The organism is Legionella parisiensis (assembly GCF_001467945.1).
Lineage (GTDB): Bacteria > Pseudomonadota > Gammaproteobacteria > Legionellales > Legionellaceae > Legionella > Legionella parisiensis.
The window spans coordinates 1918866-1941327 of sequence record NZ_LNYQ01000013.1 but is presented as its reverse complement, the minus strand read 5'-3'; the positions used below and the strand labels follow the sequence as shown (position 1 = coordinate 1941327).

Below are 22462 nucleotides of genomic sequence, written 5' to 3'. Positions count from 1 at the left end.
ATCAATTCATAAGGGTTTAAATTGAATCTCTCTGGGTAATTAGTTGAATAAGTTTTTTTCTTCTCTTAAAACCTTAAACATTTCTAATGAATTATTTGATGCTGCTCCATGTTTTAAGGCGTATTTTTGTACTTCGGGTTGATCAGTGCGTAAAAAAGGATTAATTGATAATTCCAGTTCCAAAGTCGATGGGAGTGTGCATCGATTTTTTGAGTGATGTATTTTTTGTAAGTATTGTTCGATCGCAGTGTTATTCGGTTCTACAGCTTGGGCAAAGCGTAAATTCTGCTGAGTATATTCATGAGCGCAAAATATTTTCGTAGCAGGAGGTAAGGTTTTGAAAAGATGTAACGATTGATGGAGCTGATCCATTGTCCCGTCAAAAACACGTCCACAACCTGCAGAAAAAAGCGTATCGCCGCAAAACAATAATTCATGCTTGGGCTCATAATAACTAATATGGCTTGAGGTATGTCCTGGATTAAATAGAATTTTGAATACACATTTTCCAACTTGAATGGTTTGATGTTCTTGTAATGTATTATTTACATAGGGGATGCGCGGATCATTTGGACCATAAACAGTACATGAATGATAGGATTGGAGTAATTGACTTACGCCGCCAATATGATCCTGATGGTGGTGAGTTAATAAAATAGAACGCAATTTTAGCTGGTTTGCCTGTGCAAATTGTACTACGGGTTCTGCATCACCTGGATCAACGCAATCAAATACTCCTTCTTTTTTATCAATAATTGCCCAAATGTAATTATCTGAAAATGCAGGAATTGGAAAAATAGTCATGAATAGGCCTTAATGGTATAAGTAGAAATGCCTGGATTAAAATACGCTTTAAGTGAATTTAATACAGTTTTCATTTCTTCAGCTAAAGTAAATGGTGGATTAATTATCCATAATCCACAACCTGACATACCCTCCATTAACGCTGTAGTCAGGTTAAACTCAATATGTAAAGCATTTTTTGCCTGGATTTCTTTCATGTTTCGATTAAGTTTATCAGTTAATCTTTTATTGACCAGTGGATACCAAAGACAGAATACTCCCGTGGCAAAACGGGAATATGCGTGTTTAATTGATAGCGGAATTTCTTTATATTCTTCTTTTACTTCAAACGAAGGGTCAATAAAAATGAGTCCTCTTTTTTCTTGTGGCGGCAGTAATGCGTTCATCGAGGCAATACCGTCAGTATTACTGAAATGTACTTTTTTATTCAAGCGAGGAAGCTGGCACATCAATTCAAACTCTCTTGGATGAAGTTCACAAAAATACATTCTATCTTGCATTCGTAGCATGTTGATCGCTATAAAAGGTGAACCAGGATAATGTCTTAATGCACCAGAAGGATTAAGGAGTGTAATTACCTGAAGATAGTCTTGAAAGGCAGGGGGTAGGGAGTTTCTTTCAAGCCAAATTGGTTGGATCCCTTGTTTGTATTCTTGTGTTTTTTCTGCCTGTTTATTTTTTAAGTCATATAAGCCTTTCCCTGAATGTGTTTCAAGATAAAATATAGGTTTATCTTTCAGTTTTAGGTAATTCAAAAGACGGGTTAAAGCAATATGTTTGATGACATCAGCAAAATTACCTGCATGATATCCGTGTTGATAACTGAGCATGTTATTCCTAAAGCATTTTTCTAAATGTCTACTATACTCTTTTTAAGAGAGTATAAAAGGGGAAAGCTATGGATCTTCACGAAGATTATGATGACCAATCATTCTCTGATTATAATTATGATGATGATATTGAGTCTACCACGCATAGAAAAAACGTTAGACGTTTGCTGGAGGAAAAGTTGGAGCGTAAACGTTTGAAAGAAGAATTCAAAGATGATTTTGATGAGTTGAGCGGGGATTTTGATTGGGATGTTTTAGATAAGTAATTTTTATATAGCTTGGCTGCTTACGGCCAGGACTGTTGAAGCATCTTTCTGGTTGCAGGTAACCAGCCTGTAAAGGTATAGTCTGTGTATTTTATTTTTCTAACGTTGCAGCTTTTAATGTATTTTCAAGCAACGTCACGATAGTCATTGGACCAACTCCCCCGGGTACAGGTGTAATCCATGAGACTTTGTTTACCGCTTTTTTAAAATCTATATCGCCTCTAATACTACCATCGGACAAACGATGGATACCCACATCTATAATTATCTGCTCTTTATTAAGCCACTCGCAATCAATAATATCCATTTTACCTGTTGCAATGATGACAAGGTCGGCTATATGTACTAATTTTTCTAATTGCTGCGTGAATTTATGGGCTATGGTGACTGTTGCCCCGGCAAGAAGTAATTCTAAACTCATAGGACGACCTACAATATTCGATGCACCAATGACAAGAGCATGTTTTCTTTTAACTTCGAGTTGATAGTGTTCTAGTAGGTTGATTATGCCAAGAGGCGTACATGGGCGTAATAATGGATTGCGCTGAGCGAGCCGCCCTAAATTATAAGGATGAAAACCATCAACATCCTTTTCCGGTTTGATGTGTTCAATAATGACACGTTCATTAATATGTTTGGGTAATGGTAATTGAATTAGAATTCCATCTATTTGTTCAGCGCAATTTAACTCATCAATAAGTCTGATTAATTCATCGTGGGTTGTTTCTTCGGGTAGATCATAAGAATGAGAGATAATACCTACTTCGGCACACGCTTTTCGCTTATTGGCTACATACACAGTAGAAGCAGGATCATTGCCTATGAGAACCACCGCAAGCCCTGGGGCACGATGTTTCATTTGTATATAATCATCCACGCGGTGTTTTAATTCTTCTCTACGAAGAGAGGCGACCACCTTTCCATCAATCAATGATGCTGACATAGTTAACCAGAAGAAATAAAAGGCTTTAATTATGAATTAGAGGGTCAGGTAATGCAATAGAATTAATGGAGTCTAGAGTAATTATCCAAAATTTTCAGGACTCCAAAAACTACTTTTAGTTTCTATAAAAATGAGATTAAATACTGAGTTTTCTTAGAGGTTGCTTTTATCAACGAGTACTTTGTTGTTAAGCTGTTTATCCAGAAAATTGTAGGCCCAGGCAATGAGATAACTACTAATAAAGGTACTAATAAAAGCGCCAATTCCGCCGAGTAAACATTCGATAAAGGAAAGATCATAGTTAAAATACATTGTTCCCATGATACCATTAAAAGGTTTCCCTTTATTAAAAAGTAACAGCATTAATCCCATAAAAAAAGTAGATACTCCTGAAAAAGCACCAAGAGATACTCCTAAAGCAATTGGATCTATTTTGCCAAATTTCATGATAGTTATCCTATTCATTTTCCTAATGATACATCCCATTATTCATCATTATGATGGTCATGGGAAGGGATGCTATCGTCTAAGATAAACTAGGGTGTTCTGTTCCATGTCGGCAGCTTGGGCCAAAAAGAAAAAAATCCTGAAAATACGGGCACTTTCACTTGCTGAAGAAGCCGAATTAAATGAGTAAATAGTTTTGCTATAAAGTATGATTGACTCATACGCTTGCTATGTCTATACTGAAAAACCTTTGATTTTATGGTAAATATCGTGGATGAACTTACTGAATTACTTAGACCATCTTGGGGTGCGGAAAAATGGATTTTAGAAGGGTGGAACAAGATTACTGCAGATGAGAAACAACTCATAAAAAATAGATTAAATGAGTTATTTTGCGATGGTTTACCTTTTGAACTTAAATCAGATAAACTTTTTTATATTTACACTTTTTCACTTTTAGCACAGCTTGAAGTATTAGCAGTTCAAATTCCTCTGAAATTTGAATCAAAAATGTCAACTGTTGAATATAGAGAGCGCATGCGTCAGCAGTTACTTGACGAAATATTTCATGGTTTGGTTTTCACTAAAATTGTTTACATGCTCTGTGCTCCTTATGCTTCCCCGCCTCCATACAGCCCTCATATTGAAATCATATGTAACTTTATTCGTAATGAAAGTTGTCCCAAAGTAGCGATTATGTTACTTAATCTTATTGGTGAAGGTTGGATTGAAGAAATTTTTGAAAGTTTACACCGTTATGGTGTTGCGCCGAAAGTGTTCACAACGATTCTTGAGGATGAACATCGCCATGTATGTGAAGCGGAATTATATCGTGATATTGGTTTGCCAAATGTTGATGAAATCAAGCCGAAAATTGCTTATCTGGAAGAGCAGTTGATAACCAATATTTTTATGCAATATAAATATATGTCTTCAGTGTGCGCCTTATTAGGTGTTGAAGGGGTTATTCATTTTAAAGAATCACTACATAACAAACATACACAGCAACTGAGTAAAGTAAATCTCGAGCCCAGTGAGAATTGGAAAAATTTCATAGAGTTTGCGGACGAGGTATTACCAAGAGTGCAGAATTATACCGAGTCAAATCGGCAAGTTGAAATGACTCCAATTCGAAAAGTGTTCATGACCCAGTGGGATGGTCCAAGTGATCCAACCATGACGGGCCAGTTTAGTATCGATATCTCTTGCCTTGATTTTTTTAATAAAAAATTCGCTTCGGAGACCTTGACTACTTTAATGCTGCAAACAGTAAGTTCTTGGATGACATTATCAGATTCTTTTAGAAACTACTTGAGTTTTAGAACAATCTTCCAAACGAAAGAGGCGTATGTTGGTCTTGTAGTCATGTTACCAGGATGTGGTGATCATTTAGGCACGATTGTTTTTGAAAATTGTCATAATCTTAGTTTTTATGAGTTATCTGCAAAAATTCGGTCTATTGTTCATATGATGGTTTATTGTTACAAAAAGCGTGAGCAATTGGAAAAAACAAATCCGCGTGTTCAACAACTTATGAAGGACATGGTTTATGAATATGCTTATAACACCTATCCTTATCCTCTCGCAGGAACTCCTTATATTACACTAAGTAATATTGGTGTTTTTGGTTATACCCAGTCCATGGCACCTCTTCGTAAAACTGAATCTATGAGATTTACTATAATGGAAGTTGAGCGAAAACCTATTTGGCAAAATGAAACTCACTCATTTGAACCTAGGGATATGTTGCCAGTTTCTATCAGTGCTGATCATCGTATTTTTGATGGTAATTCGACGGTCCCCAAAATGGTAGAAGAACGATTTCATACAATGTTTGCCAAAATGTGCAAGGAAAAGCCGAAATCAACCCCTGTGCTTCAACATGAACATTTAGAATTAGTCATTGAACAATTACTGGCAACTAACATTGAAATGGGATACAAAACTTTAATGTTACTGCAGACTTGTTGGTTTGACTTTATTTCTATTGAAGAATGTTATACTGCTTCCACTTATCATGGTGTAGCAAACCACGATACTCGTGAGCCAACAGTTATCTAATGTAATCAAGCAGAAAGTTATATATCCAAGCAGCAATATAACTACCAATAAAAGTATTCATAAGTACTATAGCTGCACCAAGACCTGCATTAGCCATAGAGGGATTATATGAAAGATATATACTCCCAACCATGGCTACTATGGGTTTTCCTGTATAAAGAACAAAAGCTGCTACACCCATAAAAAATGAACCGATTGCTGATAAAATACTAATAGATATTGCTATAGCAAGCGGATTAATTTTGGTAAATTCCATGATTTTTATCCTATCTTTATCAATAAATAATTCATTTCTATTATTAATCATTCTTCCAGCGATGGGAAGCTCATTTTTGTTTGAAATTTTAAGTATATAAGTGCGAAACTTTCGGTTAGAGCAAGGAGGTTGGGGTTGATCTTCTAAGATTATTTGAACCTCTGGGTAAATTTAAAGGTTCAATATTTTGGGTGTAAATGTGGTTATCAAAATTGCTCAATGTATTTAACAATAGAACCAATATGTTCCACCTTATCATAAATATCTTGGGTAAAATGCTTGCAACAGCTCTAATTGCTTGAATAGATTAGTAAATAATGTTAGCTTTTTTAAGTTAACATGTCTTCAACCTCATTGGGCATGCAGGAGCTTTGATTGAAAAAAACTGCTTTGTTTTCATCTTTATTTTCACTTACTTTGCCAGTATGCGTATACGCACTAGGCTTAGGTGAAATGAAAGTGGAATCAGCCCTGAATCAACCTTTTTTTGCTGAAATTGAATTAATTGATGGGCACGAGGTTTCTTTATCCAATATTAAAGTGGAACTTGCTGATTCACAAAGTTATCAAAGCTTGGGTGTTGAACGTTCTGAAGCAATAAGTGTTCTTTTTTTTGATGTTAAAAAAAATAAACAAGGAAAATTCGTTGTGGAAGTTTATTCCAAAGAGCGAATGACTGAACCTTATATACAGCTAATTGTTGATTTAATATGGCCTAAAGGACAAATTTTTAAAGTTTATACGGTATTGTTGGATCCCCCAGGCTACAAACTGGCGAATACAATTGCGCAAAGCGGTCTAACTTATCAGAGAAAATTTACTAATTATCACCAAAAAACAACGGCCTCTAGCAAAAAAAAGGCTGAAGCAGGGCAGGGGAAAAAGAAAAAAACAGTTTATGGACCGACATCATCAAATGAAAATGTATGGCAAATTGCGCAGCGATATAAAACCTCCGAAGCAATTTTACCCCAAATTGTCCTTGCAATTGTGGGAACAAATACTGATGCGTTTATTGATGGAAATTTGAATGGATTAAAGGAAGGTGCTCGTCTTAAAATTCCTTCTGATAAAAAGTTCTTGGAGGTGCCTGCCGATTTAGCTACCGTTGAGGTAATGGCTCATGATAAGGCGTGGAATGAAAAAACATCGATTAACCATGTATTGGCTCCACCTTACGTAACAGGACAAGCATCCCACGCAACTCCCGTTGAGTATTCACAAATACCTCCAGCTCCAAAGCTCCCTGGTACTGCAACTTCTATGCCGAACCAAAATCTGCCAGGATTTATTATGCCAAGTTTAATGCCTTCATTAGAAAAGGAAGTAAGTACAGAGCAAAGTAGGACACTTAAGGCTGAAATATCTATTACAACTGCTGCTGTAGATTCTTTACGAGAATCTAATGCACTATTAACAGAACAATTGAGTTTTCTGCAGTCACAAAATAAAAAATTACAAAAACAATTAGATGATCGTGATAAAGAGCTTCAATTGATGCGTCATCAAATTCAAAATTTGATGAAAGAGCGTATAGCAATTGCAGGACAAAGCAGCTCAACAAACATACCTAATAAAACGGATGATTTTTGGATTTTATTCATACTATTGTTTGTTGCTGGAGGGGGTGGTATTGCTGCGTTTTATTATTTTAAACAACACGATCAAAGGAAGCGGTCACCTGAAGCAACGGGATCCTCTACTGCAATGGTTTCTTATCCTGTTTCAACTCAACCCATTATGAGTTCGGAAGAAGAATCAGTTAGTAAAGAACTATTAGAAAAAGAATCATTAGAAGAAGTTAAATCCCAATTAAAGCATGAATCTGAATTAAAACCTGAATCTGAATTAAAACCTGAATCTGAATTAAAACCTGAACCTGAATTAAAACCTGAACCTGAATTAAAACCTGAACCTGAATTAAAACCTGAACCTGAATTAAAACCTGAACCTCAGTTAAAACCTAAACCTCAGTTAAAACCTGAGCCTCAGTTAAAACCTGAGCCTGAATTAAAACCTGAACCTCAGTTAAAACCTAAACCTAAGTTAAAACCTGAGCCTAAGTTAAAACCTGAGCCTAAGTTAAAACCTGAACCTAAGTTAAAACCTGAACCTAAGTTAAAACCTGAACCTAAGTTAAAACCTGGACCCGAGTTAAAACTTGAACCTAAGTTAAAACCTGGACCGGAGTTAAAACTTGAACCTGAGTTAAAACCTGAGCCTAAGTTAAAATCTGAACCTGGGTTAAATCCAGAATCTGAGTCTGAGTTTAAGTCTGAACCTGGATTAAATGATGAATCAGGATTAAAAGCCAATACAGAATTAACCCCCGATTCCACATTAGCTATTCCTTCTTCAATAGAAAAGATGAATGCAGTCGATGCTTCTCTTGAACGTACAGATGAAGAAATATTGTTGGAAATAATACCAACTGAAGAGAAAAAAGAACCATTTTTTCAAACTAATGAAGAGCAAAATTCTTTAAAAGATAAGCCTGAGGAAGATAATTTATTAGAATTTGAATCAGGGCTACATCATTTACTTACAGAGAAGCCTGTCACAAAAGAAAATAATGCCCAAGAGCAAATAAGTGATGAGAGTAATGGCTTGGACTTTACTCATTCTGTACCTGCTGACGTAACACAAATGCAGAAGGATGATGAAAGTAAAAATCTTTCTAACTTAAAGAACCAAAAAGCATTAGATACTCTTTTGGCTCTGGCTAAAACCTATATAGGAATGGAAGACATAGAATCTGCATTAAATTCTTTAAATGAAGTGATGGAACATGGCAGTAAGTCACAAAAAGAAGAAGCGCAACGCCTAATCGATGAGATTCAAGGGAAGTCTTAATATCTTTTTCATCTACATTCATTGGTTTCCTTATTTTACGAAATGTGATTCTTTGCCGAAAAGATAAGTTGCAGTGACTAAAACTTCATTTGAGCGATAGGATCCAGGATTTAATAATTGTCCAGTCCATGTATCAATTCCATTACCTGAGGAAATTGGGCCTAAATCTTGATAAAGATAACCTACTGAGAGAATCAATTGGGGTAAGATTTGCATATCAATACCAGCACCCACATTGTAAGCAAATTCACTTGTATTGGAGCTCCTAAATCCTGGGGATACTCGAGCGGTGACCCCTGAAAATGCCTTTTCACTATAGTTAGATACATTATTGAAAGAACTTCCTATTCCGCCATTAATGTAAGGGGAAAATATCCCATATTGAAACAAACTAATTTTTCCAGACGCTAATAAAAGATTCGAAGTAAAGTCGAGGTTGTAATTGTAATTGGTAAATTCAGGTAAAGAGTATAATGTTATTTCTCCATTAATATGCGTTTTGAAAAAGTACTGCCAAAATAGACCTAAAGAATAGGATGGGAGCCAGAAGTTATTATTTTGCCAGCGTCGGCCTACAGATGCAGCAATCACTCCTCCATTGTCATTGGTGATCGAATAACGATCATAATCAAATGGTTCTGGAAATCCTGAGTCGTTATTTACTTTCATATGAGAGTTTAAATCAGGAAATTGAGCGCCTCCGCCAAGAGATATAAACCAATTACCTTGACTGTTAAAAATAGATGGAGGCACTCCATTTTGGACATTTTCAATATCCTTAGAGAACGATGGGCTACTGATCACGAGTAATAAAGTGAAGGTAGCTGAGTAAAATAAATTCCATTTCATAGTAAGTCTCAAAATTTAAAATAAAAAGTATAGGATCTGTTTCATTATTATCCTGGTCAAAATGATCTGATTTACTGTGTTTCGATGCTCGCATACTTTATCTTTTCTGCGCGCTTCGGTGCTCGGAAATCAGTTCATTTGGGCTCAATCTAACGAAATGGAAACAGACACTAGAAAGATTCGCATTATTATTGGCAATGATTTCATTGTGGCATGAAAAAGTATCATAATTAAATAAGTTAAATCAATAAGATGATTTTATAAAAGTAATTGCATGCGCTGAGATACAAGAGTTTAATAGTTTTTAATTACAGAGCTTAGAATACGAGAAATGACTATAATATTTAATAAACTTGAAAATCAATTATATTAGGGTATAGACAAAACATATACTGTATTATAAATTGACCCTTTTATCAGGAATAATCAATGCGTATTGCCTTGGTGCTTGAGTACGATGGTAGCCAGTATCATGGCTGGCAAGCACAAACAGGCTTGCATACTGTGCAACAAGCCGTAGAACATGCTTTATCAAAAGTAGCAGATTGTCCTATTTCCGTGGTTTGTGCAGGAAGAACAGATACTGGTGTACATGCCACGAATCAGGTAATTCATTTTGACTGCAATAAAATACGCAGCATTCGTGCATGGATTCATGGGGTGAACTCTTTTTTGCCTAAAGATATTTGCGTTAAATGGGGAAGGGATTTACCAGAAGAGTTTCATGCACGATACTCTGCTACTGCAAGAAGATATCGGTATATCATTTATAATAGTGCCATTCGACCTGCTTTACTGCGAAGTAATGTAACTTGGCAATACAGGCAATTAGATCACCGTCTGATGCATCAAGCTGCACAGGTTTTACTGGGGGAGAATGATTTTACTTCATTCCGTTCTGTTGAATGTCAGTCGAATACCCCTATGCGAAATATCCATAATTTACAGGTGAGTCGTATGGGTGATTTGGTGATGATTGATATTACTGCTAATGCTTTTTTGCATCATATGGTACGAAATATTGCTGGCGTGCTAATTGCAGTAGGATCAGGGAAACACCCTGTATGCTGGGTAGATGAAGTACTGAAAGCAAAAGATAGGCGATTAGGTGCTGAGACTGCACCTGCTTATGGATTGTATTTAGTACAAGTGACTTATCCGCAAGAGTTTTCTATATTGCAGAGTAGTCTTGGACCTTTTTTTCTTCCGGAGAAATGATGAAAACGGCACGTGTGCGAGTCAAAATGTGCGGTATGACGCGTAGTGAAGATATTGCATATGCCATAAAACTGGGTGTTGATGCTATAGGTTTGATCTTTTATCCAAAAAGTGCACGTTGCGTCTCAATAGAGCAGGCACAAGTTTTGTTAAAAGATCTTCCTGCCTTTGTAAACTCGGTTGCTGTTTTGGTTAATCCTGAACGAGATTTTGTCCATAAGATAATAGAGAAATTACCAATTCAATTATTACAATTTCATGGTGATGAATCCGCTGAGTTTTGCCAACAATTTAATAAACCTTTTATTAAAGCCATACATTGTGATTCAGCAGAGTATATTCACCAGGCAGCAAAAGACTATATGACTGCACAGGCGTTATTGCTGGATACACCTTCTGAGACGCTAAGAGGCGGAACCGGATGCACTTTTGACTGGAAAATTATTCCAAAAAATACAGAAAAACCTTTGATATTGGCTGGCGGGCTGAATGAGTATAATGTGCTCGAGTCAATTAAACTATGCCACCCTTATGCTGTAGATTTATGCAGTGGTATCGAGGCATCGCCCGGAGTTAAGGATCATGGCAAAATGAGCCGTTTTATGCAGAAATTATTGAATTAATAGTTATATTGATAGAAGTAAATTTAAGGTAAATTAATGAACAAAAAAGAACTTCCTGATGAGCGCGGACATTTCGGTCCTTACGGTGGCATTTTTGTAGCAGATACTTTGATGCATGCATTGAAGCAATTGGAAGAAGCTTATGCTAAATATCAAAAAGATCCTGATTTTTTAGATGAGCTGAATGCTGAGTTAAAAGATTATGTAGGTCGTCCTAATCCACTTTATCATGCGCGACGTTTGAGCAAGGAAATAGGTGGTGCGCAAATCTACTTAAAACGAGAAGATTTGAATCATACTGGGGCGCATAAAATTAATAATACCGTAGGCCAGGCGCTACTTGCTAAACGCATGGGTAAAACCAGAGTGATTGCCGAAACAGGTGCAGGTCAGCATGGAGTGGCTTCAGCAACGGTAGCTGCTAAATTAGGCCTGGAATGTGTAGTGTATATGGGTTCTGAAGATATAAAGCGACAATCATCCAATGTTTATCGCATGAAATTGCTTGGTGCAGAAGTTATTCCAGTCACATCAGGATCTCGAACATTAAAAGATGCGTTAAATGAAGCCATGAGAGATTGGGTAAGCAATGTTGATAATACTTTTTATATTATAGGAACTGTAGCAGGCCCCCATCCTTACCCGCAGATGGTTCGGGATTTTCAATCCATCATTGGTATCGAAGCAAGGGCCCAATTTTTAGAAAAGACAGGGTATCTTCCTGATGCGTTAGTTGCTTGCGTAGGCGGTGGTTCTAACGCGATTGGTTTATTTTATCCTTTTCTTAATGATTCGACAGTGGCTATCTATGGCGTAGAAGCTGGAGGAAAAGGCTTGGAAAGTGGTCAACATTCTGCCTCATTGATTGCTGGAACCCCAGGGATTTTACATGGTAATCGAACTTATTTACTTTGTGATGAATACGGTCAAATTAAAGATACTCATTCAGTTTCAGCAGGCCTTGATTACCCTGGAGTAGGCCCTGAGCATGCCTATTTGAAAGATACCGGACGGGTGGTTTATGAAGCAGTTAATGATGATGAAGCATTAAATGCATTTCGTACCTTAACACGAGTAGAAGGAATTATTCCTGCTCTTGAATCAAGCCATGCAGTTGCTTATGCAATGAAACTCGCTAAAAAAATGTCAGTGAATCAAAATATTATTGTAAATTTATCTGGTCGTGGTGATAAAGACATGCATACTGTGGCACAAATTGATGGGATTACTGTATGAACCGAATTGACAAAACTTTGATGCGTCTGAAAGCTAATGGCAAAAAAATGCTAAGTCCTTATATTACGGCTGGAGATCCTTCTCCAGGAATCACAGTCAAACTTATGCATGAATTGGTTAAATCTGGAGCAGATATTTTAGAATTAGGTATCCCATTCTCTGATCCTATGGCGGAAGGTCCGGTTATCCAAAGGGCGATGGAGCGTGCACTTGCTCAGGATGTACATTGTCAAACTGTATTGGATATGGTGAAAGATTTTCGCTTGCAAGATCAAGAAACTCCAGTGGTTATAATGGGGTACTTAAATCCCATTGAACATTTTGGTTATGAACTTTTTGCGAGACACGCAGTAGAAGCAGGTATAGATGGAACTATTCTGGTAGACTTACCACCTGAAGAAAGTGAAGAGGTAGCTAAAGTCTGGCAAAAATATGGTTTGTACAGTATCTTTCTGTGCTCGCCTACGACCTCTGATGAGCGAATGGCATTAATAAACCAGTTTGCAAAGGGATATTTGTACTATGTGTCTTTAAAAGGCGTTACCGGCTCTAATGCACTTGATATTTCGTCTTTAAAATCACAATATCAACTTCGAAAAGCGCAAACTACGCTTCCATTAATGGTCGGTTTTGGTATAAAAACATCGGAAATGGCTGCGGAGGTTGCTCGTTTTGCAGATGGTGTGATTGTGGGGGCTGCTCTGATCACGCGAATTCTCGATGCGTACAACGAAAATAATGATATGTTACAAGCTGGATCGGACTTAATGTACTCCATGCGACAGGCTATGGATAATAATTTAAAATGATAAGTAAAAGGTTATGTTAATCTTCTTCTTCCGTATCTGTATGGAAATTTAGAATAAGTGACCTACTGCAAATAATGTAAAACTTTTTGGAAAGGTAAAAGGTAGAGCCTGGTAATTTGGCAAGCAAAAGGGATTACTCTTGGCCATGCCTTTAACTTTATCCAGATTAGTATAAACAGTGACGGAAAGATCGAATGATAGAATTAACTGAAAAACGGGCACATTTTATAAGACAACTGATTACTGATGAACTGGCTAGTGGAAAACATAAGTCTATAGTGACTCGTTTTCCTCCAGAACCTAATGGATATTTACATGTAGGGCATGCCAAGTCTATCTGTCTGAATTTTGGTTTGGCGCAAGAGTTCGGTGGCATTTGTTATTTACGTTTTGATGATACAAATCCTATAAAGGAAGAGGAAGAATACGTCAACGCTATTATTGAAGACGTGCGCTGGCTGGGTTTTGCATGGTATGGAATGACTCATTCTTCAGATTATTATCAAGAGCTCTATGAGTTTGCAGTATTGTTAATTAAAAAAGATCTGGCTTATATAGATAGTTTGAGCATGGAGGAAATTCGCGCTTATCGAGGGACTTTGCAAGAACCTGGAAAGGAGAGCCCTTACAGAAATAGACCAATAGAAGAAAGTTTGGATTTATTTACTCGCATGAAGGCAGGAGAGTTTCCTGATGGGGCTCATGTGTTACGAGCAAAAATTGACATGCAGTCAGGTAATTTGAATATGCGAGACCCTGTAATCTATCGTATTCGACATGCATCTCACCAACGTACAGGTGATGAGTGGTGTATCTATCCTATGTATGACTATGCCCATCCTATTTCGGATGCCTTGGAAAAAATTACTCATTCTTTATGTACGTTAGAATTTCAAGATCATCGACCTTTGTATGATTGGTGTGTTGATAATTTGCCTTTGCCTGCAAAACCAATTCAAACTGAGTTTGCACGTTTGAATTTATCGCATACAGTTACTTCAAAACGTAAGTTACGGACATTAGTTGAAAAAAAGGCAGTATCTGGATGGGATGATCCACGCATGCCTACTTTACGTGGTATGCGTAGGCGCGGTTATCCTCCTGCAGCGATTCGCCAATTTTGTGAAGTAATAGGAATATCACGTAGTGATTCCGTGATTGATATGTCTATATTAGAAGAATGTGTCCGTGCTGAACTAAATAGAACAGCGAAACGCGCTTTATGTGTTATGGATCCATTAAAAGTGGTCATAGAAAATTATCCTGAAGATAAGGTAGAAATATTGAAGTCTGCTTATAATCCACAAGCTCCAGATTCAGGCACACGAGATTTACCATTTACGCGAGAAGTTTTTATCGAGCGCTCTGATTTTATGGAAGAGCCTCCCAAAAAATATTTTCGTTTATCACCAGGTGCTGAAGTACGTTTACGCCATTCTTATGTGATTAAATGTCATGATGTGGTACATGATGAACAAGGCAATATCATTGAGTTGCGTTGTACCTATGATGAAAAAACTTTAGGTAAGAATCCTGAAGATAGAAAGGTTAAAGGGGTCATTCATTGGGTATCTTGCGAACAAGCTTATCCAGTGACGGTGTTGGAGTATGATCGTCTGTTTAATGATCCTAATCCAGGCCGTGAAGATGATTTCTTCCAGTTTTTAAACCATAATTCATTGCAAATAAAGCAAGGATATTGTGAACCTGCTCTAGCAAATCAACAATTAGGCGAGGTGTTTCAGTTTGAGCGATTAGGATATTATTGCGTTAATGAATTAAAAGATGGATGTGTTAGCGCATTTCATCGCGTAGTAGACTTGAAAAATACTTGGGGAAAACTGGAGTCAGTTGACAAATCACCAAAAGAGTAGAATTGTCAATGTACTAAGGTCTGTTTACAATTCACTAGATTAAACAGGCCTAAGCTAAGGGGCTGATATGTTGCATTTATATAATTCTTTAACTAGAACAAAAGAACCATTTGTTTCGATTGTACCTGGAAAAATTGGCATCTATGTTTGTGGTATTACTGTATATGATCATTGTCATATAGGTCATGCTCGATCTATGGTATCTTTTGACGTTATTGTTCGTTACTTACGCTCGCAAGGCTATGATGTGAACTATGTACGTAATATTACGGATATTGACGATAAAATAATTGCACGTGCACATGAGCGCGCAATACCTATAGATGAATTAACTGCCCAGTATATTGCAGCAATGAATGAGGATACAAAAGCGTTAAATATTTTATCTCCTGATGTAGAGCCACGTGCTACAGAACACATAAGCAGCATTATTCGGTTAATTGAGCGGTTGCTCGAGAAGGGGAATGCCTATCTGAGCGAGAATGGTGATGTATGTTATCAAGTTAATTCCTTTGCCGACTATGGCAAATTATCGCATAAAGATCTGGATGGTCTGGTCGCTGGAGCTCGAGTTGAAATTGTCAAAGAAAAACGTTCCCCATTGGATTTTGTTTTATGGAAAAAGGCAAAACCAGGTGAGCCTAGCTGGCCTTCTCCGTGGGGTGAAGGGCGTCCAGGCTGGCATATTGAATGCTCCGCGATGGCAATGAGTGAATTAGGTGAGCAATTCGATATTCATGGGGGGGGATTGGATTTACAATTTCCACATCATGAGAATGAGATTGCTCAAAGTGAGGCGGCTACTGAAAAACCTTTTGCAAATTATTGGATGCATGTAGGAATGCTGCAAGTTAATAATGAAAAAATGTCAAAATCATTAGGTAATTTTTTCACTATTGCCGATGTTTTAGCCAAACATCATCCAGAAGTTGTGCGTTATTTTCTTTTAAGTAGTCATTATCGTAGTTCATTAAATTATTCTGAAGAAAATTTAACTAATGCTAAAAAAGCATTGACTCGTTTATATCAGACAATAAAAGACAGCCATGTCATCACAAATAATGAATTAGATAATCATTGGATTAATGAATTTAACCAAGCAATGAATGATGATTTTAATACTCCAATTGCATTATCTGTTTTATTTCAGCTTAGCCATGAAGTAAATAAAAAGAACTCGCCTGTTTTAGTGAATACATTGAAGTATTTAGCTAACATAATGGGTCTTTTGCAAGAAAATCCTGCATCATTTTTACAAGCAGGGTTTGGAGAAGAAGACAGAGTTGAAATTGATCAATTAATCGCCGAGCGGCTTCAAGCACGTGCTGATAGAAATTGGGGGCGCGCTGACCAAATAAGAGCAGACTTATTAAGTCGTGGAATCGAGTTGGAGGATGGAGCGAATGGAACTACCTGGCGTAGAGTAGAATAGGCATTACTTTAGTTTGTAGCCCGGGTTCAATGCAGCGAAACCCGGGAATTTTTTTGCTTGGATATCTTTATATCAACGATTTACGACCTTAAGTCAGACCTGCTGTTGGTTGAGAACTAAATAATCTTAAAAATCCTTTACTCCTTAAGCAGCTTATTGTTCCTATATTCTTTTATTCCATGCACGAATTTGTAGTAAGGCAAGGGTGTTATTTAACTCAATCACCGGTAGTTTGGTGTCTATCAACGTTTACCACTTGTGAATAGTATAAAGAAGAGATGTGTAATATTGTTTTCAATTAACTCGTGATTACTTTATAATCACCTCGATTATTTTTAATAACCAGCTCAAAAATCACTTTTATATAATGTAGCGTGAAACGTTTATTTTTTTTAATATTATTTTTTTCTGCTGTTGGTCATACAGAAATGGCTGATTTGGTCTTAGATAACTATAAAGCAAATTTTGACAAATTGCCTTTAGTGAAACAAGAGCACTTTTCAATAAGAATGTACCGAATCACAGGCGACAAAGAGCATCTGAATTCTGTTATTGATTATGTGTATTTTTTAAGCCATAAATATCAATATCTTTCTTCAAGTTTGAATCAACCGGATCTCATCCTTAAAAAATCAAATAATTTATTATTGGATGCGAACCAAGATCCCACGCAAAAACACAAATTACGCATCAAAAAAATATCACAATATGGCGATTTATTTTTTTATCTGTATTTATTAGAGATAACCAATAAAATTTTTTCCTATCATTTGGAAAATACTTCTCTGTTTCCGCAAACCAATACCGTTATTGACGTATTAAAAACTCAAATTACTCGACTGGAGGAGTTTATCTTAAATGAAGAAAACATTAAGCTCTATGGTGCTCAATTAGTTAATTACGTTTATTATCTAAATGATTTACACATTATTGACTTAAGAAAATCCTATACCAAACTATTTCAGCAAACTTTTCCAGATTATATGGATAGTCAACTATCAGATTTGGAATTTGAAGCAAAAATTTATGGTATGACTCATTTTATTACTGCCGCGAGTCATTATTATCAGAACTTAGTTAGTGACAAAGCTTTTCTCTGGATCAGCGAATATTTTGAGCGCAATATGCAACAGATAATAGAGCGCGCTGAAAATGATGTTATTGTTGAAGTAGGAGTTTGTTTATTGTTATTAAATAAAAAAGATTCTCCAGCAATTAAAAAAATAAGGGATCATTTAGAAACCGCTTATAGCACGCAACATCAGATGATTCCTGCTCGTACGAGTTCAGTTGATTTTATATTTGGTGAACATCGTAATACTCTTACCGTAATGCTCTTTAAATGGCCAGAAAAACTTATGGATGGACCTTTCTTTACAGAAGAATTAGGTTTAATTCGTTAAAGTTCTCTTTTAACGAAAATGAGGGACAAAAAATAGGAGCTAAGTAAATATAGAATGTATATGAAAAAATTTGAGCATACTTATGGGAGGTAATAGTTACACATAGGCTTCGGTTTTAAGATCTTTGTTCAGAAATGCCTTTATCAACCAATAGTGTATTTTTATCTCTCTTTGTTAGGACTGAATTTTTTTTCCTGCTAAATAGAAAAATAATGATTAAAAAAAACAGCAATAAGAGAGCCATCCAACCCATAAGATAAAAGCAATCATCAAGGGCTAAAGCAGTAGCCTGTCGGGTAAGATAGAAATTTAATTGAGCTGAAGCATGTTTTCCCTGAATATGTAATAAATTTGCCTTTTCTAAAAACCGTTGTGTTTCCTGGGAAAATGCAGTTAACTTGCTTCCTAAGCGTTGATGATAAAATACTTCTCGTCTATGCCATAAAATAAGAAATAGAGCTACCCCCAATCCACTGCCAAGCAAGCGTGAAACATGAAAGAAGCCTATGCATTCAGCAAGTTTCGTTTCAGGATGGGTTTGCATTGATAATTGAAAGAGAGGAGATAAAAACAGCGCAAGTCCAATACCGGCTAATCCCCGCGAAAATGCAATTCGGTTAAAATTGATATCTACATTAAAGTAAGTGGTATAGAAACAGGAAATAGCAAAAAAGAGTAAGGCAATGATTAATGGAAAGAATGGTTCATATTGCCTCTTATTAATGAGTACTGGTATCCATCCACAGAATGCCATAGTTCCTATGATGAGGGCAATCCAATCAGGAGTGTAATTAACATAAAGCTTCAACCACAAAGATAGCAAGATTACCATGCCAAAATAGAGGGAAAAAAATAATGCGATGTAGATCATTGCGAGTGAGAAATAAAAATTTTTAAGTAATTTCAAATCAATGACAGGATACTGCGCTGACCAACTGCGTAAAATAAAAAAAATAAGACTGACTCCACCAAAGATAAGTAAAAAAGTAATTAAAGGGGAACGAAACCAATCTAATTCCTGACCTGTAGTTAAAGCAGCTCCAATAAACATCATGCTGATGCAATAGTAAAAATATCCAAGTCTATCAAAATATGTTCTTTTTACCGGTTCATGATACTTTCTGTAACCATAGCCAACATACAAAATTAAAAAGATACATAAAGGGATATTAGAAATAAAAAGGAATCGCCAATGGTAGCTGTAAGCAATCCAAGCACCATATGAAGCGCCGATTACGGGAATGATGGAAAGACAAATCAACACCAAAGAAACAATATAGACTTTATCCTTATTAGGAGAGAGCAAGGGAATAAGGGTACATGTAATTAGTAGAAAAATTGGTCCAGAGGCAAAACCTTCTAAAAACCTGAATAAGATAAACATAAAAAAATCACTCGCAGTAGCACATCCCAAAGAACATAATGCAGTAAGGCTGAGACAGACTACAAAAAGTTGAATAGGGCTTAATCGTGTTACTCCGGGTTTTCCTAACGGTACTCCTAAAAGATTGCCAATACAAAAAAAACTAACCGTATATGAAGTCATATAGGGACTGCCTCCCAGATCACTTACAATATACAGACCTGCCATTATTGGTAAGGTAAGATTAAAAATTACTGCAGCAAGTGATAAGAGTAAAATATAGAGAATCATTGTTTATTCATCTCATTCAAGTCGATCTTATTTAAAATTAGAGGTGAATTGGCATACTTCTTAAGACTAGGATCCAAATTACTCTTAATAATATCTGCAATAATTTTTTCATCACCTGTTTCTTCTTTTTGGAAAATGTCAGTAACATAATGCGGTGAGCCAGAGGTTGAAGTCGGTACTAAGGGGCCATTTTGATCGGAAAGATCTGTAGTTACTTCTAAAGAAAGGCCAATTCGCAGAGGATGTTTTATTAGTTCATCCTGCACTAGAGCAATCCGAACAGGAAGTCTTTGAACGATTTTAATCCAGTTCCCTGAGAGATTCTCAGGTGGTAATAATGAAAAGGCATTACCTGCACCTCCTGGCAAACCAACAATTTTGCCGTGAAATACAACATCAGAACCATAAAGATCAGAAGTAAACTTAACGCTTTGTCCAATGCGCACTTTTTTTAGTTGAGTTTCTTTATAATTGGCATTTACCCATATTTGATCTAGGGGGATAATAGACATGAGTGGTTCTTTAGGAGAAATCCACATGCCTACTTGAACTGTTCTTTGTGCTACCAATCCGTCTACGGGTGCATAAATTTTAGTTCGATATAATTGTACCCATGCATCGCGTACTTCTTGCGCAGCTGCTTGCACCCAGGGATGCTCGGTAACGGATGTACCCTGTACAAAAGCGAGCATTTTTTTATATTTATTCTTAGTGCTTTTTAATGAGGCAATGGAGGCTTTTAGATCATCTTGTGCGTTTTGATAGTCTTCTAAAGAAACTCCTTTAGCCCCAATGACATCGTGACGATGTTTAAGGTTTTGTTGTGCTTTTAGAAGTTGTGCTTTTTTCATTTCAATGTCTGCGGCCAGTATAAACACATCATGAAATGCCTTCGATACATCACGTACCGTACTGGCAAGTTTCTTTTTAGCTTTTTCCAATGATATGTGTGAATCTGTTTGATTTAATGTAATAAGAAGCTGTCCTTTTTTTACCAGAAAACTATCGTCAGTATAGATACCTGTAACGAATCCTGGACGTAAGGATTTGATATAGACCTGATTCCCTTGCACATAGGCATCATTGGTATAAACTTGGTGGCTCCATACAAAAAGCCAATATAAAAAAAAGAAAATAAATAAAGCGATAAGAATGACGGCAAAATAAAAAGAGGCGGATCTTTTTTTCATGAGTTGTTCACCAAGGGTATCGTGTTTTGATAGTAACCTCCTCCCAATGCTTTGGTTAATTTTATAGAGGCTAAATATTGGTTATAGAGTAGAGTAACATCTACAAGCTCTTTTTGAAGGACTTCTTCTTGTAAAAAATAAAGATCAAATAAACTGTCTAAGCCTTTTTGTTGTCGCAAGTAACTCAATTGGTAACGCTGCTTTGCATATTCCACCACCTTTGTTTGTTCTATTTTTTGCTGATAGATATTATCTGCAAAAGCTAAGACATCAAGAACTTCTTGAGTACTGTATAAGAGCAAATTATTGTATGCGTCAATCGCTGCATCAAATTGTGCTTTAGTTGCCTTGATATTGGCGCGTATTGCTCCCGCGGTGAAAATAGGTAATTGCAATGCAGGTCTAATTGCCGCAGTACCACTTGATAAATCAAAAAACTTTCTCCAACTTGTACTTTCCAAACCAATTAGACCAACGAGATTTATATCAGGATAATATTCTGCCATTGCTGCTCCTGTTTTATAGGCTAAAGCTTTGGCACGCCAGATTTGTGCCATAAGATCAGGCCTACGGGCTATAAAATCCAATGGCAGTATTGGAGGAATATTCAGCGTTTTGGGAAGTGAGGGAAGTGATGGGTGAATGAATAAAGAATCATCTGGGCCATGTCCTGCTAAAGTGTTAATCAAGTGTTTATTGGTAGTCAATTCTTCTGTGATGCTTGATAGTAATTTTTGGGATTCAAGCAGTTTTTCTGAAGTTTCTAATGCAGGCAATTTTGAAGAAAGTCCCTTATGTACCAATAAATTTTGTAATTTTTCAATTTTTTGCCGTACTTCTATTAACTGTATATATAATTTTTTTCTTATAAGATTTGTTTTATAAGCAAAATAAGCTTGTGCAATTGCGGTACTTGTAATTAACTCTACCTCTGCTGCCTCTGCTTCTTGTGCTTTTGCTTCTCCCAATGCGGCATAAAAAAGATTACGGTTTTTTCCCCAAAAATCAAATTCATAAGTAAAAGCAAGCGAGAGATCCAATAGTCTGGCATTTAGAGGAAAATTAGGATTGAATGTACGATACAAACCATTTTTACTTACATATTGCCGATTTTCATGTGCGTTAAAAAAAACTAAAGGAGCTAACAGAGAACGTGTAACAATTGCTTTTTGCTTAGCAACATCAATACGGTTTTTGATTTCATGTATCGATGGATTATTAGTTAAAGCCGCTGTAATTAATGTGTTGAGCTCAGGACTGTTGTAAGATAACCACCATTGTCTGTTTGGCCATTTGCCTTGAGAAAAAATCTCTTTTTTTTGTAAGTCCTTTTTAACGGAATGTTCCATACTTGGAACAGTATTTATATTTTTAATCTGGCTTTGATGAGGGAGAGAAACAGTACAGGATACTAATGTAGATATACTGAAGCAAGCAAATCCTCTGATCCAAAGCCGCATAACACTTCCTTTTATTTGGCAACACATCCTAAACATTAATAACTTAATAGCCTATCATCGAAGCTATCTTATATAGTACCTATTAACGTTTGATTTTCATAGGAATATTCGATTGATAAATAGGAAACATGTTTTTGACAGAGCGGAGATTTCTCCATTCACATTACACTTTCAGGCTGCAATAAATCTGCTTATTTCGAAGTATTAAGTGCATACAAAATTGCTTGAATGAAACGAGTTTAATGGTTTGATTT

General features: G+C 36.4%; 19 protein-coding genes. 10 read left to right on the top strand and 9 right to left on the bottom strand.

The annotated features are described in order from the left end of the window. Positions 1–39 precede the first annotated feature (39 nt). Positions 40–804 carry a hydroxyacylglutathione hydrolase gene (gene gloB, locus Lpar_RS14665; protein ID WP_058518625.1) on the bottom strand — a complete coding sequence of 255 codons (765 nt, stop codon included), beginning with the start codon at positions 802–804 and terminating at the stop codon, positions 40–42. Next, positions 801–1634: a 23S rRNA (adenine(2030)-N(6))-methyltransferase RlmJ gene (locus tag Lpar_RS14660; RefSeq protein WP_058518624.1), complete on the bottom strand. Its 834-nt coding sequence runs from the start codon at positions 1632–1634 to the stop codon at positions 801–803. The genes gloB and Lpar_RS14660 overlap by 4 nt, the downstream gene beginning before the upstream one ends. Before the next feature lie 68 nt (positions 1635–1702). Here Lpar_RS14660 and Lpar_RS14655 point away from each other — a divergent pair, with 68 nt between their 5' ends. Next, positions 1703–1900: a PA3496 family putative envelope integrity protein gene (locus tag Lpar_RS14655; RefSeq protein ID WP_058518623.1), complete on the top strand. Its 198-nt coding sequence runs from the start codon at positions 1703–1705 to the stop codon at positions 1898–1900. Positions 1901–1991: 91 nt separating this feature from the next. On the opposite strand, the gene folD is transcribed toward Lpar_RS14655, so the two are convergent. Both folD and Lpar_RS14645 read right to left on the bottom strand, forming a co-directional pair. Next, positions 1992–2843 (bottom strand): bifunctional methylenetetrahydrofolate dehydrogenase/methenyltetrahydrofolate cyclohydrolase FolD, encoded by an 852-nt coding sequence (folD, locus tag Lpar_RS14650; RefSeq protein ID WP_058518622.1) that lies wholly within the window; start codon positions 2841–2843, stop codon positions 1992–1994. Between the two features lie 153 nt (positions 2844–2996). Next, a complete protein-coding gene (locus Lpar_RS14645; protein WP_058518621.1) occupies positions 2997–3290 on the bottom strand; it encodes a hypothetical protein in 294 nt (97 codons plus the stop codon). A 270-nt stretch (positions 3291–3560) separates the two neighbouring features. On the opposite strand from Lpar_RS14645, the gene Lpar_RS14640 reads away from it, so the two are divergent. After that, positions 3561–5351: a 2-oxo acid dehydrogenase subunit E2 gene (locus Lpar_RS14640; RefSeq protein ID WP_058518620.1), complete on the top strand. Its 1791-nt coding sequence runs from the start codon at positions 3561–3563 to the stop codon at positions 5349–5351. Here the strand turns inward: Lpar_RS14640 and Lpar_RS14635 are convergent. Continuing rightward, positions 5344–5658, bottom strand: a complete 315-nt coding sequence (locus tag Lpar_RS14635) for a hypothetical protein (protein WP_237759419.1) — start codon at positions 5656–5658, stop codon at positions 5344–5346. The two genes, Lpar_RS14640 and Lpar_RS14635, sit on opposite strands and share 8 nt — an antisense overlap. Positions 5659–5982: 324 nt before the next feature. Here Lpar_RS14635 and Lpar_RS14630 point away from each other — a divergent pair, with 324 nt between their 5' ends. Continuing rightward, entirely contained in the window at positions 5983–8460 is a 2478-nt protein-coding gene (locus tag Lpar_RS14630; protein ID WP_058518619.1) for a FimV/HubP family polar landmark protein, read from the top strand. 30 nt (positions 8461–8490) lie between these two features. Here the strand turns inward: Lpar_RS14630 and Lpar_RS14625 are convergent, their stop codons facing one another. Next, the gene (locus Lpar_RS14625; protein WP_058518618.1) at positions 8491–9309 is read right to left on the bottom strand and encodes an outer membrane protein; all 819 of its coding nucleotides are present in this window, start codon (positions 9307–9309) and stop codon (positions 8491–8493) included. 429 nt (positions 9310–9738) lie between these two features. Here Lpar_RS14625 and truA point away from each other — a divergent pair, with 429 nt between their 5' ends. The 7 genes from truA to Lpar_RS14590 all read left to right on the top strand — a co-directional run bounded on the left by truA (position 9739) and on the right by Lpar_RS14590 (position 17904). Further along, positions 9739–10527, top strand: coding sequence for a tRNA pseudouridine(38-40) synthase TruA (truA, locus tag Lpar_RS14620; protein WP_058518617.1), 789 nt, complete (start codon positions 9739–9741; stop codon positions 10525–10527). Next, positions 10527–11150 carry a phosphoribosylanthranilate isomerase gene (locus tag Lpar_RS14615; protein ID WP_058518616.1) on the top strand — a complete coding sequence of 208 codons (624 nt, stop codon included), beginning with the start codon at positions 10527–10529 and terminating at the stop codon, positions 11148–11150. The genes truA and Lpar_RS14615 overlap by 1 nt, the downstream gene beginning before the upstream one ends. Before the next feature lie 36 nt (positions 11151–11186). After that, positions 11187–12386, top strand: coding sequence for a tryptophan synthase subunit beta (gene trpB / locus Lpar_RS14610; protein WP_058518615.1), 1200 nt, complete (start codon positions 11187–11189; stop codon positions 12384–12386). Further along, on the top strand, positions 12383–13195 hold the full coding sequence (trpA, locus tag Lpar_RS14605; RefSeq protein ID WP_058518614.1) for a tryptophan synthase subunit alpha: 813 nt from the start codon (positions 12383–12385) through the stop codon (positions 13193–13195). The genes trpB and trpA overlap by 4 nt, the downstream gene beginning before the upstream one ends. Before the next feature lie 194 nt (positions 13196–13389). Further along, the gene (locus Lpar_RS14600; protein ID WP_058518613.1) at positions 13390–15069 is read left to right on the top strand and encodes a glutamine--tRNA ligase/YqeY domain fusion protein; all 1680 of its coding nucleotides are present in this window, start codon (positions 13390–13392) and stop codon (positions 15067–15069) included. 67 nt (positions 15070–15136) lie between these two features. Beyond that, entirely contained in the window at positions 15137–16501 is a 1365-nt protein-coding gene (gene cysS / locus Lpar_RS14595) for a cysteine--tRNA ligase (protein WP_058518612.1), read from the top strand. 374 nt (positions 16502–16875) lie between these two features. Then, positions 16876–17904: a DUF3541 domain-containing protein gene (locus tag Lpar_RS14590; RefSeq protein WP_058518611.1), complete on the top strand. Its 1029-nt coding sequence runs from the start codon at positions 16876–16878 to the stop codon at positions 17902–17904. 115 nt (positions 17905–18019) lie between these two features. Here Lpar_RS14590 and Lpar_RS14585 read toward each other — a convergent pair whose 3' ends face one another. The 3 genes from Lpar_RS14585 to Lpar_RS14575 are packed head-to-tail and all read right to left on the bottom strand — an operon-like array spanning position 18020 to position 22208. Next, a complete protein-coding gene (locus Lpar_RS14585; protein WP_058518610.1) occupies positions 18020–19558 on the bottom strand; it encodes an MFS transporter in 1539 nt (512 codons plus the stop codon). Next, entirely contained in the window at positions 19555–20748 is a 1194-nt protein-coding gene (locus tag Lpar_RS14580; RefSeq protein ID WP_058518609.1) for an HlyD/EmrA/EmrK family protein, read from the bottom strand. The genes Lpar_RS14585 and Lpar_RS14580 overlap by 4 nt, the downstream gene beginning before the upstream one ends. Next, positions 20745–22208 (bottom strand): efflux transporter outer membrane subunit, encoded by a 1464-nt coding sequence (locus Lpar_RS14575; protein ID WP_058518608.1) that lies wholly within the window; start codon positions 22206–22208, stop codon positions 20745–20747. Before Lpar_RS14575 ends, Lpar_RS14580 begins: the two co-directional genes overlap by 4 nt. Positions 22209–22462: the final 254 nt, after the last annotated feature.

Coding starts and splice junctions, on each gene's coding strand:
- gloB (WP_058518625.1), bottom strand. CDS start 804: ATGACTATTTTTCCAATTCCTGCATTTTCAGATAATTACATTTGGGCA.
- trpB (WP_058518615.1), top strand. CDS start 11,187: ATGAACAAAAAAGAACTTCCTGATGAGCGCGGACATTTCGGTCCTTAC.
- Lpar_RS14645 (WP_058518621.1), bottom strand. CDS start 3,290: ATGAAATTTGGCAAAATAGATCCAATTGCTTTAGGAGTATCTCTTGGT.
- Lpar_RS14660 (WP_058518624.1), bottom strand. CDS start 1,634: ATGCTCAGTTATCAACACGGATATCATGCAGGTAATTTTGCTGATGTC.
- Lpar_RS14575 (WP_058518608.1), bottom strand. CDS start 22,208: ATGCGGCTTTGGATCAGAGGATTTGCTTGCTTCAGTATATCTACATTA.
- trpA (WP_058518614.1), top strand. CDS start 12,383: ATGAACCGAATTGACAAAACTTTGATGCGTCTGAAAGCTAATGGCAAA.
- Lpar_RS14655 (WP_058518623.1), top strand. CDS start 1,703: ATGGATCTTCACGAAGATTATGATGACCAATCATTCTCTGATTATAAT.
- Lpar_RS14615 (WP_058518616.1), top strand. CDS start 10,527: ATGAAAACGGCACGTGTGCGAGTCAAAATGTGCGGTATGACGCGTAGT.
- Lpar_RS14625 (WP_058518618.1), bottom strand. CDS start 9,309: ATGAAATGGAATTTATTTTACTCAGCTACCTTCACTTTATTACTCGTG.
- Lpar_RS14585 (WP_058518610.1), bottom strand. CDS start 19,558: ATGATTCTCTATATTTTACTCTTATCACTTGCTGCAGTAATTTTTAAT.
- Lpar_RS14600 (WP_058518613.1), top strand. CDS start 13,390: ATGATAGAATTAACTGAAAAACGGGCACATTTTATAAGACAACTGATT.
- Lpar_RS14635 (WP_237759419.1), bottom strand. CDS start 5,658: ATGATTAATAATAGAAATGAATTATTTATTGATAAAGATAGGATAAAA.
- Lpar_RS14580 (WP_058518609.1), bottom strand. CDS start 20,748: ATGAAAAAAAGATCCGCCTCTTTTTATTTTGCCGTCATTCTTATCGCT.
- truA (WP_058518617.1), top strand. CDS start 9,739: ATGCGTATTGCCTTGGTGCTTGAGTACGATGGTAGCCAGTATCATGGC.
- folD (WP_058518622.1), bottom strand. CDS start 2,843: ATGTCAGCATCATTGATTGATGGAAAGGTGGTCGCCTCTCTTCGTAGA.
- cysS (WP_058518612.1), top strand. CDS start 15,137: ATGTTGCATTTATATAATTCTTTAACTAGAACAAAAGAACCATTTGTT.